At 63.7% G+C, this 13,508-nt stretch carries 12 protein-coding genes; 6 read left to right on the plus strand and 6 right to left on the minus strand.

Annotation, left to right across the window (positions count from 1 at the left end; all coding sequences use genetic code 11):
- Nucleotides 1–233: 233 nt before the first annotated feature.
- From H3H36_RS03280 to H3H36_RS03290, 3 genes are read right to left on the minus strand one after another with little or no spacing between them, the layout of a single operon-like run.
- Nucleotides 234–2,483, minus strand: coding sequence for a RelA/SpoT family protein (locus H3H36_RS03280; protein WP_182214046.1), 2,250 nt, complete (start codon nt 2,481–2,483; stop codon nt 234–236).
- A 7-nt stretch (nt 2,484–2,490) separates the two neighbouring features.
- Nucleotides 2,491–2,841 carry a RidA family protein gene (locus tag H3H36_RS03285; protein ID WP_182214048.1) on the minus strand — a complete coding sequence of 117 codons (351 nt, stop codon included), beginning with the start codon at nt 2,839–2,841 and terminating at the stop codon, nt 2,491–2,493.
- A gap of 21 nt (nt 2,842–2,862) precedes the next feature.
- A complete protein-coding gene (locus H3H36_RS03290; RefSeq protein WP_182214050.1) occupies nt 2,863–3,744 on the minus strand; it encodes an alpha/beta fold hydrolase in 882 nt (293 codons plus the stop codon).
- A gap of 166 nt (nt 3,745–3,910) precedes the next feature.
- Here H3H36_RS03290 and H3H36_RS03295 point away from each other — a divergent pair, with 166 nt between their 5' ends.
- Nucleotides 3,911–4,705, plus strand: coding sequence for a 3-hydroxybutyrate dehydrogenase (locus tag H3H36_RS03295; protein WP_220459635.1), 795 nt, complete (start codon nt 3,911–3,913; stop codon nt 4,703–4,705).
- 192 nt (nt 4,706–4,897) lie between these two features.
- Nucleotides 4,898–6,205, plus strand: coding sequence for a dicarboxylate/amino acid:cation symporter (locus H3H36_RS03300; protein ID WP_182214053.1), 1,308 nt, complete (start codon nt 4,898–4,900; stop codon nt 6,203–6,205).
- A gap of 328 nt (nt 6,206–6,533) precedes the next feature.
- On the opposite strand, the gene H3H36_RS03305 is transcribed toward H3H36_RS03300, so the two are convergent.
- Nucleotides 6,534–7,184, minus strand: a complete 651-nt coding sequence (locus H3H36_RS03305) for a CoA transferase subunit B (protein ID WP_182214055.1) — start codon at nt 7,182–7,184, stop codon at nt 6,534–6,536.
- Between the two features lie 33 nt (nt 7,185–7,217).
- Nucleotides 7,218–7,913 (minus strand): CoA transferase subunit A, encoded by a 696-nt coding sequence (locus H3H36_RS03310; protein ID WP_182214057.1) that lies wholly within the window; start codon nt 7,911–7,913, stop codon nt 7,218–7,220.
- A gap of 161 nt (nt 7,914–8,074) precedes the next feature.
- Between H3H36_RS03310 and H3H36_RS03315 the strand changes: the two genes are divergently transcribed.
- Nucleotides 8,075–8,638 carry a PAS and helix-turn-helix domain-containing protein gene (locus H3H36_RS03315; RefSeq protein WP_182214059.1) on the plus strand — a complete coding sequence of 188 codons (564 nt, stop codon included), beginning with the start codon at nt 8,075–8,077 and terminating at the stop codon, nt 8,636–8,638.
- A gap of 12 nt (nt 8,639–8,650) precedes the next feature.
- Here the strand turns inward: H3H36_RS03315 and H3H36_RS03320 are convergent, their stop codons facing one another.
- Complete coding sequence (locus H3H36_RS03320; protein ID WP_182214062.1) at nt 8,651–9,427, minus strand: SDR family oxidoreductase; 777 nt, start codon at nt 9,425–9,427, stop codon at nt 8,651–8,653.
- Nucleotides 9,428–9,661: 234 nt separating this feature from the next.
- On the opposite strand from H3H36_RS03320, the gene H3H36_RS03325 reads away from it, so the two are divergent.
- The 3 genes from H3H36_RS03325 (at nt 9,662) to H3H36_RS03335 (ending at nt 13,438) form a co-directional block, all read left to right on the plus strand.
- Nucleotides 9,662–11,290 carry an electron transfer flavoprotein-ubiquinone oxidoreductase gene (locus tag H3H36_RS03325; RefSeq protein ID WP_375539568.1) on the plus strand — a complete coding sequence of 543 codons (1,629 nt, stop codon included), beginning with the start codon at nt 9,662–9,664 and terminating at the stop codon, nt 11,288–11,290.
- Nucleotides 11,291–11,543: 253 nt separating this feature from the next.
- Nucleotides 11,544–12,422, plus strand: coding sequence for a flagellin N-terminal helical domain-containing protein (locus H3H36_RS03330; RefSeq protein WP_182214068.1), 879 nt, complete (start codon nt 11,544–11,546; stop codon nt 12,420–12,422).
- Between the two features lie 98 nt (nt 12,423–12,520).
- Nucleotides 12,521–13,438, plus strand: a complete 918-nt coding sequence (locus tag H3H36_RS03335) for a hypothetical protein (RefSeq protein WP_182214070.1) — start codon at nt 12,521–12,523, stop codon at nt 13,436–13,438.
- Nucleotides 13,439–13,508: the final 70 nt, after the last annotated feature.

Below are 13,508 nucleotides of genomic sequence, written 5' to 3' on the forward strand. Positions count from 1 at the left end.
GTTTTTCTGGGGCGGCCGATGCCGCCAGGGCAACCGGCGCTGCCGCCGGCTTGCTTGATCCTGATGGGTGACTGGTGCGATGCTTCGCAACCAAGTACTGAGAAAACGGGCGCGACAAGCGTTTGCGACTAAGGCAGGCAAGAAATTGCGCCTCGATAAAATCGAGGCGCCGGGACAGTATTATCGACTTGACGCTGGTTGGCTAATGGGTGACCCCGCTTCTCGCTGACGCCTCAGGCCCGGCGCGCTTCGAGCACGCCGCCCACTTCCGCGATGGCCAGCAGCGCCTTCTGCAACTGCGCCGTGGAGCCGATTTCGGCCGTGAAGGTCATGCGGGCCTGGCCCTTGGCCGATTGCGTGTTCACGCCGATCACGTTGATTTTCTCGCGTGAGAAAATCTCGGAGATATCGCGCAGCAAGCCTTGGCGGTCGCCGGCCAGGATGAAGATGTCGACCGGGTACACCGTATCGCGCTCGGCCCGGCCCCATTCCGTAAAGATCACCCGCTCGGGCGCCTTGGCCCGCATCTCGGCGAAGTTCTTGCACGTGGCGCGGTGGATGGACACCCCCTTGCCGCGCGTGACGAAACCGACGATGCCGTCCGGCGGCGCCGGCTTGCAGCACTTGGCCAGCTGCGTCATCAGGCCATCCGTCCCCACCACCAGCACGCCGGACTTGGCGCCCTGCTCCACGCTCGAGGCGCGGCTCTTGCCCACCACCACCGCGTCTTCCGGGCCGGCGGCCGGCTCCGCGTTGTCGTGCAGCGCCGCCTCCACGTGGCGCAGGCTGAACAAGTCCTTGCCCACGGCCAGGAACAGGTCGTCCACCTTGGCAAAGCCCAGCTTCTGCGCCAGCGCTTCCAGGTTGACGGCCGTCTTGCCTTCGCGCTGCAAGGATTTTTCCACCAGCGCGCGGCCGTTGGACAAGGTTTCCTGCATGTCGATGGCATGGAACCAGGCGCGGATCTTGGAGCGCGTGCGGCTGCTGACCGTGTAGTCCGCGTTGAGCCAGTCGCGCGACGGGCCGGCCGTGCCAGGCGCGCCCTTGGCCGTGATGATCTCGCACGTCTGGCCGTTCCTGAGCGGCGTGTTGAGCGGCACCATCACGCCGTCCACGCGCGCACCGCGGCAGCGGTGGCCCACATCACTGTGCAGGTGGTAGGCGAAATCGATCGGGGTGGCGCCCACGGGCAGCTCGAGCACGCGCGCCTGCGGCGTGAGCACGAAGATGCGGTCGTCCAGCGCGGCCGCCTTCAGTTTTTCCACCCATTCGCGCTGGGTTTCCTCCTGCCCCACCACGGCGTCGGCCACGTCCGTCTTCCACGCCAGCAGCTGGCGCAGCCAGGCGATCTTCTCGTCGTACTTCTGGCCGGCGAAGTTGGAACCGCCCTCCTCCTTGTAGCGCCAGTGGGCCGCCACGCCGTACTCGGCGAAGTTGTGCATTTCCTGGGTGCGGATCTGCACTTCCAGCGGCCGGCCATCCTCGGCCGTCACCACCGTGTGCAGCGACTGGTAGCCATTGGGCTTGGGCCGCGAGATGTAGTCGTCGAACTCTTTCGGGATCGGGGTCCAGATGTTGTGCACCACGCCCAGCACCGTGTAGCAGGTCTTGACGTCGGCCACGATCACGCGGAACGCGCGCACGTCGTACAGGTCGGTGAAGTCGAGCTCCTTGCCGCGCATCTTGTTCCAGATGCTGTAGATGTGCTTGGGCCGGCCGAACACTTCGGCCTGGATGCCGGCCGCCTTCATCTCCGCTTGCAGCCGGGCGATGGCCGAGGTGACGAAGCCTTCGCGCATCATGCGCTTTTCTTCCAGCATCTTGGCGATGCGCTTGTAGGTTTCCGGCTCGATGAAGCGGAACGACAAATCCTCCAGCTCCCACTTGAGCTGCCAGATACCGAGCCGGTTGGCCAGCGGCGCGTACAGGTCCAGCGTCTCACGCCCGTAGGCGCGGGTGGCCTCGTTGAACAGCTTGATGTCGGCGAAGTAGCGCAAGGTCGTCACGCACGAGGCCAGGCGTACCAGCACCACGCGCATGTCGCTGGCCATGGCCAGCAGCATCTTGCGCAGCGTTTCCACCTGGGCCACGGCCAGCTGGGCCGCGTTCTTGCCGCGGCCGCCCGCATCCTTCTGGCCGCGCGTCAGTTCACGCAGCCGGATCAGCTGGCGCACGCCCGACACCAGGTCGCACACTTCCTTGCCGAAACGGGGCTCGATGGTGGGCGCCTGCGTGGGGTCGAGCAAGGTCAGTTCGAACATCAAGCCGGCGATGCGGGTTTCCGCGTCCGTGCGCAGGAAGGCCAGCGTGGCGGCCACGCCGACGGAAAACTCGAAGGCCGGCTGGCCGCTGCTGCACAGCCGGTCGCCATAGGCCGCGCTGGCCACGTCGAGCGCGGCCAGCACGCGCGCGCCATCGTCGGCCGACAGGCCTTGCACCAGCTGGTCCGACGTTGCGCTATTGAGCGCTGCGATAGAAACCATATGCCGCCTAACGCATTGCGGCGACGACGACCACTTCCACCAGCCAGGCCGGGTCGGCCAGTTGCGCCTGCACGGTGGCGCGCGGTGGCGTATGGCCGTGGGCCACCCAGGCGTCCCACTCCTCGTTCATGCCGGCGAAGTTGGCCAGGTCCGACAGGTAAATCTGGCAGCTCAGGATGCAGGTCTTGTCGCTGCCGGCCTCGCCCAGCAGGCGGTCGATATGGCCCAGCACTTCGCGCATCTGGCCGTTGATGTCCTGCGTCTTGTCGTCCGCCACCTGGCCGGCCAGGTACACGGTGTGGTTGTGGATCGCCACTTCGGACAGGCGCTTGCCCACATGCAGTCGTTTGATTTCCATGATTCTCGTTGTTGTTACAGGTTATTTGTTCAGTAAGAATTGCTTGACGATGGCGATCTGGTCATCGTGCACGAAGGTGGGCGCGTGGCCCACGCCGGGCACTTCCACCAGCGTGGCGCGCGGGCCGCGCTGCGTCATGATCTCGGCCGTCGCGCGCGACAACAGGTCCGATTCGCCGCCGCGGATCAGCAAGGTCGGGCAGGTGATGGCGTCATACGAGGCCCACAGCATGGCCTGGTCGGCCGCCACCGATTCGGGCGTGGCGGCGCGGAACGGCTGGGCCAGGCCCATGTCGTAATGGCGCACCCACATGCCGTCCTGGTCCTGGCGCAGCACGTCGGCCGCCAGCTTGTGCCACTCGGCTTCCGTGTGCGGGCCGAAGGTGAGCGAGACGTCGCGCACGAAACGCGCGCCTTCCTCGAAGGTGGGGAAACGCAAGTCCTGGCCGATGTAGTCGCCGATGCGCTGCAGGGCCGGCGCTTCCAGCGATGGGCCGATATCGTTCAGGATCAGGCGACCGATGGGATTGCCCGGCAGCGAAGCCAGGCCCAGGCCGATCAGGCCGCCCATCGAGGTGCCGAACCAGTCCACGCTCTGGCGCTCGTTATTGGCCAGCACACGCGCCAGCAGCGTGACCATGTCGCTCACGTACTGGGGAATCACATACAGCTGCGGATTGCGCAGCCGGCCCGAACGGCCACGGCCCACCACGTCGGGGCAGATCACGCGATAGTCGGCGGCCAGCGCGCGCGCCATGGCGTCGAAATCGTCCGACACCCGGGTCACGCCATGCACGCACACCAGCACGTTCGGATTGTCCGCCGCGCCCCATTCCTTGTACGCCATGTGATGCAGGCCGGCCATGGACAGGCACTGAACAGACTTCAATTTTGCTTCGAACATGCCACTTCCTTGTCAAATGCGGATTCGTTTCCAAATACCGCAGGTGGATTTTTATGTAATGATGACGGGTGATTACATTTTACCGGGCGTTGCGCTAAAAATATTACCGCAGTGTAGCGCAGCATGCTCCAGACCACCAACCCGAGAACATTTCACAGAGGACATCATGGCAAGCACTATCCTGGCAGGCAAAACCGCACTGGTCACCGGCTCCACCTCCGGCATCGGCCTGGGCATGGCGCGCGCGCTGGCCGCTGAAGGGGCCAACATCGTATTCAACGGTTTCGGCGACGCCGCCGAAATCGACAAGCTGCAGGCCGACGTGGCCCGCGAATTCAAGGTCCAGACGGCCTACCACAACGCCGACATGTCCAAGCCGGCCGAGATCGAAGCCATGATGGCCTTCGCGGCCGACAAGTTCGGCGGCGTGGACGTGCTGGTCAACAATGCCGGCATCCAGTACGTGGCCAAGGTGGAAGACTTCCCGGTCGAGAAATGGGACGCCATCATCGCCATCAACCTGACCTCGGCCTTCCACACCACGCGCCTGGCGCTGCCGGCCATGCGCGCGAAGAACTGGGGCCGCATCATCAACCTGGCCTCGGTGCACGGCCTGGTGGGCTCGGAACAGAAATCGGCCTACGTGGCGGCCAAGCACGGCCTGCTGGGCCTGACCAAGGTGACGGCGCTGGAGACGGCCACCACGGGCATCACCGTCAACGCCATCTGCCCCGGCTGGGTGCTGACGCCGCTGGTGCAAAAGCAGGTCGATGCGCGCGCCGTCAAGGATGGCCTGAGCAACGAGGACGCCAAGCGCGCGCTGCTGGCCGACAAGCAGCCATCGGGCGAATTCGTCACCCCTGAGGAACTGGGCGCGATGGCCGTGTTCCTGTGCAGCGACGCGGCGCGCCAGGTGCGCGGCGCGACCTGGAATATGGACGGCGGCTGGGTGGCCCAGTAAGCATTCCTTGCCATTCGCGCTGGCGCCGGATCCGTCCGGCATCGCCAGCGCAGGCGGCGCGGCCGTGGCGGATATGCCACAGCCCGCCTCGCCCCAGTTATCACCGCCCTGATTTGCGGTTAACCACAATAGTGATAACTGAACCTTTCATCCATCATGGACTCCTCAAATTACCCGCCACGAGGAGTCGCCGTGAAAAAGCCGTTTTATAAAATACTATACGTGCAGGTGCTGTTTGCGATCGCCTGCGGCGTGTTGCTGGGCTACTTCCTGCCCGCCAACGCCGTCGCCATGAAGCCGCTGGGAGACGGCTTCATCAAGCTGATCAAGATGATCATCGCCCCGGTGATCTTCTGCACCGTCGTCTCCGGGATCGCCGGCATGCAGGACGTCAAGAAAGTGGGCCGCGTGGGCGGCAAGGCGCTGCTGTACTTCGAAGTGGTATCCACCTTCGCGCTCGTGATCGGCCTGTTCGTGGCCAACATCCTGCGCCCGGGCGCCGGCTTCAACGCCGACCCCGCCACGCTCGACACCAAGGCCATCGCGGAATTCACCACCAAGGCCAAGTCGCAGTCCACGGTCGACTTCATCATGAACATCATCCCCAACACGCTGGTGGACGCGTTCGCCAAGGGTGAGATCCTGCAAGTGCTGCTGGTGGCCATCCTGTTCGGCTTCGCGCTGTCCATCATGGGCGAGAAAGGCAAGGCGGTGACCCGTTTGATCGACGAGATCGCCACGGCCATCTTCGGCATGGTCAACATCATCATGAAAGTCGCGCCCATTGGTGCGTTCGGCGCCATGGCCTTCACCATCGGCAAATACGGCATCGCCTCGCTGCTGCCGCTGGCCAAGCTGATGGGTTCGTTCTACCTGACCTGCGGCCTGTTCGTGTTCATCGTGCTGGGCACGGTGGCCAAGCTGACCGGTTTCTCGATCGGCCGCTTCATCCTCTACATCAAGGAAGAACTGCTGATCGTGCTGGGCACGTCCTCGTCGGAAAGCGCCCTGCCTTCGCTGATGACCAAGCTGGAAAAGCTCGGTTGCTCCAAGTCCGTGGTCGGCCTGGTGGTGCCCACCGGCTACTCGTTCAACCTGGACGGCACCAACATCTACATGACGATGGCGGCCCTGTTCGTGGCCCAGGCCACCAACACGGACCTGACGTTGATGCAGGAGTTGACCATCCTCGGCGTGGCCATGCTGACCTCGAAAGGCGCATCCGGCATCACCGGCGCCGGCTTCATCACGCTGGCCGCCACGCTGGCCGTGGTGCCCACCATCCCGGTGGCCGGCATGGCGCTGATCCTGGGCATCGACCGCTTCATGAGCGAATGCCGGGCCCTGACCAACTTCGTGGGCAATGGCGTGGCCGCCGTGGTGGTGTCGAACTGGGAAAAGGAGCTCGACCATGACCGCCTGAAAATGGAACTGGCCCATCCCGGCTCGGCCGCCAGCCCGGCCTACGGTGAGGATGGCTTAAAAGTCGCCCAGCACTGATCCGCCGCCGCCTCAACGGCAAGGCCCTGCACCGCAAGGTGTGGGGCCTTTTTAATTTTGCCATTTCCAATTCGGCAATTCGGTGTCAGGTCTGTCATTAGGACACACGGACCATAGCTTTGAGCTCGATCAGTCATTGCAGAGGTGATTTATGGTGGGCGGCCTCTTGTCGTCGTTGCCTTGGCGATCAAAAACACGCGTTATGACAAAACTCAAAGATGCGCGACGACTGTCCGAATGACAGACCTGACACCGGTTTTGGACACCGGTTTTGGAAAAAAATGGCGCGCCCAAGGCGCGCCATTCTATCTTTTGCCGGCCGGACCGCTTACACGGCCGACAGATCCAGTTCCACGCCCGTGGCGGCCTGGATCTGCTCCTTGGTGACGCCCGGCGCCAGTTCCGTCACTTTCAAACCCTTGCTGGTCACTTCCATCACGCCCAGGTCGGTGATGATCAGGTCCACCACGCCCACGCCCGTCAGCGGCAAGTCGCAATGCTTGAGCAGCTTGTGCGAGGTGCTGCCATCCTTGGCCGTGGCCACGTGTTCCATCAACACCACGACGCGCTTGACGCCAGCCACCAGGTCCATGGCGCCGCCCATGCCCTTGACCATTTTGCCCGGGATCATCCAGTTGGCCAGGTCGCCATGTTCCGATACTTGCATCGCGCCCAGGATGGCCAGGTTGATCTTGCCACCGCGGATCATGCCGAACGAGTCGGCCGAGCTGAAGTAGGCCGCGCCGGGCAAGGCCGTCACGGTCTGCTTGCCCGCATTGATCAGGTCGGCGTCCACTTCCGCGTCGGTCGGGAACGGGCCGATGCCCAGCAAGCCGTTTTCCGATTGCAGGAACACTTCGATATCGGCGGGCACATAGTTGGCCACCAGGGTGGGCAGGCCGATACCTAGGTTCACATAAAATCCGTCCTGCAATTCCTTCGCCGCGCGCGCGGCCATTTCGTCACGAGTCCATGCCATAGTAATCTCCGTCTTGTTGTGGTGGCGCGCGCATCAGGCGCGCACGGTGCGCTGTTCGATGCGTTTTTCCGGCGTCGCGTTGACGACGATGCGGTGCACGAAAATGCTGGGCAGATGCACCTGGTCCGGGTCGATCTCGCCCGTCTCCACCAGTTGCTCCACTTCCACCACGGTGATCTTGCCGGCCATGGCCACGTTGGGGTTGAAGTTGCGGGCCGTCTTGCGGAAGATCAGGTTGCCGGCCTTGTCGGCCTTCCACGCCTTGACCAGCGACACGTCGGCCACCAGGCTGCGTTCCATCACATAGGCTTCGCCGTCGAATTCGCGGATTTCCTTGCCTTCGGCCACGATGGTGCCCACGCCCGTCTTGGTGAAGAAGGCCGGAATGCCGGCGCCGCCGGCACGCAGTTTTTCGGCCAGCGTGCCTTGCGGCGTGAATTCCAGTTCCAGTTCGCCGGCCAGGTACTGGCGCGCGAATTCCTTGTTCTCGCCCACGTAGGACGAGATCATCTTGCGGATCTGGCGCGTTTCCAGCAACTGGCCCAGGCCGAAGCCATCCACGCCGGCGTTGTTGGAAATGGCCGTCAAGCCTTTCACGCCGGAATCGCGCAGCGCGACGATCAGGGCTTCGGGAATGCCGCACAGGCCGAAGCCGCCAACGGCGATGGTTTGACCATCCTGGACGATACCGGCCAGGGCGGCGGCGGCATCGGGATAAACTTTATTCATACGTGTCCCTTTTCTTTTGATAAGCTGTGTCGCTCGCGGTAGTGTGCGAAGAGCGTATGGAGCATAGAATACGCCCTTCAAAAGCACAATACCGTAGAACTACCGGCGCGCCGTGCCTCTTTTTAAGCTGTTTTCATGCCACCCGAGTTGATTTCGCCCACATGAACGTACCGCCCGCCATCGATTACGAAACCATCTTCCTGCACGCGCCGGTCGGCATGTGCATTTCCGAAAACCGGGTGATCCTGGCCTGCAACGACGCGCTGGCCGGCATGTTCGGCTATACGCGCGAGGCGCTGCAGGGCTTGTCGTTCCGCGCCCTGTATCCGACCATGGATGAATTCCTGCGCACGGGCGACCGCATCATCCCCATCATGAACGCCAAGGGCCGCTATTCGGACGAGCGCATCATGCGCCGCGCCAACGATGAGCTGTTCTGGTGCCACGTGACGGGCCACGCCCTCAAGCCCAACGAGCCGCTGGGGCCGGGCATCTGGACGTTCGAGGATGTCAGCGAGAAACGGCCGGTGACGGCCGAGCTGACGGCGCGCGAGCGGGAAATCGCGGCCCTGCTGGTCGAAGGCAAGACCAGCAAGGTGATCGCGCGCCAGGTGGACCTGAGCCCGCGCACGGTGGAGATGCACCGCGCCAAGCTGATGCGCAAGTTCGGCGCGGCCACCTCGTCGGAGCTGGTGCACAAGCTGGTGGGCTTGCAGCAAGCCTGAGCCCGGTTATCACTACATGGCCAGCATGCCGTCGTCGGCCGAGATGATGGCGCCGTTGATGAAGTGCGACTCGTCGCCGGCCAGCAGCAGCATCAGGCCATCGAGGTCTTCGGGCTTGCCGGGGCGCTTGCGCGGCAGCATGCTGATCAGCTTCTGGCCCTGTTCGCTGGCGAAATAATCCTCGTTGATCTCGGTCGAGATATAGCCGGGGCAGATGGCGTTGGTGTTGATGCCGTACTTGCCCCACTCCACCGCCATGGCCTTGGTCATCTGCACCACGCCGGCCTTGCTCATGCAGTACACGCCAATCTGCGGCAGCACGCGCAAGCCGGCCACGGAGGCGATATTGATGATGCGGTGTTGTTTTTTGGGATCCCCCTTGGCGCGCGCGATCATGCGCTTGGCCGTCTGCTGGGCCACGAAAAACGCGCCGCGCAAATTAGTGTCCATGATGAACGCATAGTCTTCCGGCGTCACATCCACCAGCCGTTGCGTGGTCGACACGCCCGAATTGTTGACCAGGATGTCGATCGGCCCCGCTTCCGTTTCCGCGTGGGCGATGGCCGATTTGATGCTGGCGTAATCGGTCACGTCCAGGCTCACGACGTGGGCGGCGCCGCCGTCGGCCTCGATCTCGGCCCGCAATTCCTTGAGGCGCTCGGTACGGCGCGAAGCCAGCACCACCTGGGCGCCGGCCTGGGCCAGCACCTTGGCGAACCGCGCGCCCAGGCCGCTGGAGGCGCCGGTGATCAGCGCGATTTTTCCCTCAAAATTGACTTCTATCCCCACGAGCTGCTCCCTGTGTTTGGTAATGGCGCACCGCATGCGCGATGCTGGCGTAATGATTACACAAATTGCCAGTATTAGATTGCAGCATCTAATAATGTGCCTCAAAATGTCGCCGGCGTTGCATTCGGCAGCAAAAAGAAGCACACTCGTGCTAAAATTTTTTTCTCCTCCTCATAAGAACACACCATGACCCAGCCCCAAACCCTAGTTGAACAGTACGGCCCACGCGATGCGATGGAGTATGACGTCGTGATCGTCGGCGGCGGCCCTGCCGGCTTGTCGGCCGCGATCAAGATCAAGCAGATGGCTGCGGAAAAAGGCCAGGACGTGTCCGTCGTCGTGCTGGAAAAAGGCGGCGAACTGGGCGCGCACATCCTGTCGGGCGCCGTGATGGACCCGAAGGCGCTGACCGAGCTGATCCCCAACTGGAAGGAACTGGGCGCGCCCCTCAACACCGAGGTGACGGAAGACCGCGTGCTGTTCCTGACTGAAAAGAAAGCCTACAAGACGCCCAACTTCGCGCTGCCAGCCTGCTTCGAGAACCACGGCAACTACGTGATCTCGCTCGGCAACGTGGTGCGCTGGCTGGGCCAGCAGGCCGAATCGCTGGGCGTGGAAATCTTCCCCGGCTTCGCGGCCGCCGAAGTGCTGTACAACGACGATGGTTCCGTCAAGGGCGTGGCCACCGGCAACATGGGCGTCAAGCGCGACGGCGAAGCCGGTCCGGACTTCCAGCTGGGCATGGAACTGCACGGCAAGTACACGCTGTTCGCCGAAGGCGCGCGCGGCCACCTGGGCAAGCAGCTGATGGCCAAGTTCGACCTGAACAAGGGCAAGGACCCGCAATCGTACGGCATCGGCATCAAGGAACTGTGGGAAATCGACCCAGCCAAGCACCAGCCTGGCCTGGTGATCCACACCACGGGCTGGCCGCTGGACAGCAAAACCTATGGCGGCTCGTTCCTGTACCACCTGGAAAACAACCAGGTCATGGTCGGCTATGTGGTGGGCCTGAACTATGCGAACCCCTACCTGTCGCCGTACGAGGAATTCCAGCGCTACAAGACCCACCCGGCCATCCGCACCTTCTTCGAAGGCGGCAAGCGCATCTCCTACGGCGCGCGCGCGATCACGGCCGGCGGCCTGCAATCGCTGCCCAAGCTGGTGTTCCCCGGCGGCGCGCTGATCGGCTGCGACGCCGGCTTCCTGAACATGAGCCGCATCAAGGGTTCGCACGCGGCCATCAAGTCCGGCATGCTGGCGGCCGAATCCGTGTTCGCGGCGCTGGGCGAGAACCGCCAGCACGACGAACTGGTCAGCTATCCGGTCGCCTTCGAGCAATCGTGGCTGCACGAGGAACTGCACGTGGCGCGCAACGTCAAGCCTTACCTGAACATGGGCCTGTACGTGGGCGCCCTGATGACGGGTATCGACCAGATCATCTTCCGCGGCAAGGCGCCATGGACGCTGCACCACAGCCATGCCGACCACGAGTGCCTGAAGCCGGCCAGCGACTTCGCGCCGATCAACTATCCCAAGCCGGATGGCAAGCTGACCTTCGACCGCCTGTCCTCGGTGTTCATTTCCAACACCAACCATGCGGAAGATCAGCCTATCCACCTGACGCTGAAGAACGCCAGCGTGCCGGTGGACGTGAACCTGCGCAAATACGCGGGTCCGGAATCGCGCTACTGCCCGGCCGGCGTGTATGAATTCGTCAAGACCGACGAAGGCCAGGACCGCCTGCAGATCAACGCCCAGAACTGCGTGCACTGCAAGACCTGCGACATCAAGGACCCGACCCAGAACATCGTCTGGATCACGCCCGAAGGCGGCGGCGGCCCCAACTACCCGAACATGTAATCGGCATGGTTGACTAAAAAACAGCGCGGCGTGCTTGCACCCCGCGCTGTTTTTTTTCACCGCGGCCGGCCAAAAGCGTCCATCATTGCGGGGTGGAAAGGCGCTGGCGGACTCGACTTAACGCTGGTTACAAATATTTTTCAAAAAATTTCCACGTGGCATTTAATGTCCCATCCGAAACGGTCGTCTTGTACTTGGGAGAGCACAAAGAAACCGATGCTCCGAACTGAATCCACCTACCAGGAGTTATTTCATGCTGAGCCTTCACACCAATGCAGCGGCCCTGTCCGCCCAGAACTCGATCACCCGCACCCAGGGCAGCCTGTCGACTTCGCAGACCCGCCTGAGCACCGGCTTCCGCATCAACTCGGCAATGGACGACGCCGCCGGCCTGCAGATCGCCACCCGTCTGAAAGCCCAGACCAGCGGTATGGCTGTGGCCATGCGCAACACCCAGAACTCGATCTCGATGCTGCAAACGGGTGAAGGCGCGCTGGACGAGACCACCAACATCCTGATGCGCATGAAAGACCTGGCCACCCAGGCCGCCGACGGCTCCTCGACTGCCAACGACCAGACCGCCATGCAGAAAGAATTCGACTCGCTGACGAGCGAACTGAGCAACATCATGACCAACACCAAGTTCGGCGGCACCGCCCTGCTGACCAACGGCACCGGCAAACTGGCCACCGCCGTCGACTTCCAGATCGGCGCCGGCTCGACCGAAAAGATGAGCGGCGACGTGACGGCCGAACTGACCCAGGTGCACACCGACCTGGCCGCCGCCGCGGTCGAATACGACGGCGCCACCGGCGTCGCCTCGACCGGCGGCACGGAGCTGACCGCGGCCGGCTCGGCCAACACCACCATCGACAAGCTGGCCACCGCCATCGATTCCGTCGGTGCGCTGCGCTCGAAACTGGGTGCGATCTCGAACCGCCTGGACCACGTCTACAACAACTTGTCGAACATCTCGACCAACACCAAGGCCGCTACCGGCCGCATCATGGACACCGACTTCGCGACCGAATCGTCGAACATGACCTCGAGCCAGATGCTGCTGCAAGCCGGCACCGCGATGCTGAAGCAATCGAACAGCACCTCGTCGCTGGTTATGTCCCTGCTGCAATAATTGTAGCGCCGCCCTGCCCGCCGCGCGGGCAGGCGCAACAGGAGCCAACCGGCAACCCGGTTGGCTTTTTTTTGGCCCGCTAGACCTGAGTTAGCACTATGGCATTCGACCGCATCGGCCCCACCACCGCTCCGTTGAGCGTGCCCGACCGCCCCACCCCGCTGCCCCAGCCGCAGACGGGCCCGGCCGCCGGCGACGGCGGCGGCGACTATCCGCTGGCGCCCGTCACGCCGGCCGCCGTCGAACTGCTGGCCGATACGGCGGAAAGCCTGCCACTGTCGCGCGCCGGGCTCGATACGCTGGCTGCCCAGCTTGCGGCCGACACCCCCAGCGCAGCCGATCCGGCCGCCATGCATCCCAACCAGGTCTTCCTGTCGCGCCAGTTGGTGTGGGCGCCGCCCGACACGACCAGCCTGGCCAGTTCCTGGCTGGTCATGGTGCACACCTACGGCCAGCAGCGTGCCGCCCTCCAGGAGCAGGCCCAGGGCCAGCATGTTCCCTCCAGCCTGTTCATGGCCGACCACACGCCGGCCGTGCTGCGCGAGGGGCGCGGTGCGCCGCCGCTGGTGACGGAGCTGGAACCGTGGCGCTTCGCCGTCTACGCGTGGGGCGCGGAACAACTGGTGCTGCGGGTGGTCAGCCGCGACCAGGAAGGCGAGGACGAACACCCGCGCCGGCGCGGCCCGCGCATCGCGCTGCGGCTGGAACTGATGCTGCCCGGCATAGGGCGGGTGGTGATCCAGATGGAACCGTGGGCCGGGGGCGTGGTGCTGGAAGTGGCGGCGCAGCAGAATTCGGCCTTGCAGCACCTGCGCGAGATGCTGCCGCAACTGGCCGCCGTCGTCAGCCGGACCGGCCTGACCTTCATCCGCTGCCGCGTGACGCGCGAACTGCCGCTGGCGGCCCGGCATGCGCCGGAGCGGGCACAACTGGCCGCCCTCACGCCGGCCGTGTTCAAGGCCATGGCCGAACTGGCCGTGCTGCTGTCTCATCCCTTGCCGCCGGACGAGCTGTAACAACCCGGGACGTAACACTATTTATCCCTGCCGCAAAACTGGGGACGTAACACCATTTATCCAGGCGGAA

This window comes from Rugamonas fusca, from assembly GCF_014042365.1.
Taxonomy (GTDB): domain Bacteria; phylum Pseudomonadota; class Gammaproteobacteria; order Burkholderiales; family Burkholderiaceae_D; genus Rugamonas; species Rugamonas fusca.

Excerpts from the sequence above, each read along its gene's own strand:
- H3H36_RS03280 (WP_182214046.1), bottom strand. The coding sequence starts at position 2,483 with ATGGTTTCTATCGCAGCGCTCAATAGCGCAACGTCGGACCAGCTGGTG.
- H3H36_RS03285 (WP_182214048.1), bottom strand. The coding sequence starts at position 2,841 with ATGGAAATCAAACGACTGCATGTGGGCAAGCGCCTGTCCGAAGTGGCG.
- H3H36_RS03290 (WP_182214050.1), bottom strand. The coding sequence starts at position 3,744 with ATGTTCGAAGCAAAATTGAAGTCTGTTCAGTGCCTGTCCATGGCCGGC.
- H3H36_RS03295 (WP_220459635.1), top strand. The coding sequence starts at position 3,911 with ATGGCAAGCACTATCCTGGCAGGCAAAACCGCACTGGTCACCGGCTCC.
- H3H36_RS03305 (WP_182214055.1), bottom strand. The coding sequence starts at position 7,184 with ATGGCATGGACTCGTGACGAAATGGCCGCGCGCGCGGCGAAGGAATTG.
- H3H36_RS03310 (WP_182214057.1), bottom strand. The coding sequence starts at position 7,913 with ATGAATAAAGTTTATCCCGATGCCGCCGCCGCCCTGGCCGGTATCGTC.
- H3H36_RS03315 (WP_182214059.1), top strand. The coding sequence starts at position 8,075 with ATGAACGTACCGCCCGCCATCGATTACGAAACCATCTTCCTGCACGCG.
- H3H36_RS03325 (WP_375539568.1), top strand. The coding sequence starts at position 9,662 with ATGGAGTATGACGTCGTGATCGTCGGCGGCGGCCCTGCCGGCTTGTCG.
- H3H36_RS03330 (WP_182214068.1), top strand. The coding sequence starts at position 11,544 with ATGCTGAGCCTTCACACCAATGCAGCGGCCCTGTCCGCCCAGAACTCG.
- H3H36_RS03335 (WP_182214070.1), top strand. The coding sequence starts at position 12,521 with ATGGCATTCGACCGCATCGGCCCCACCACCGCTCCGTTGAGCGTGCCC.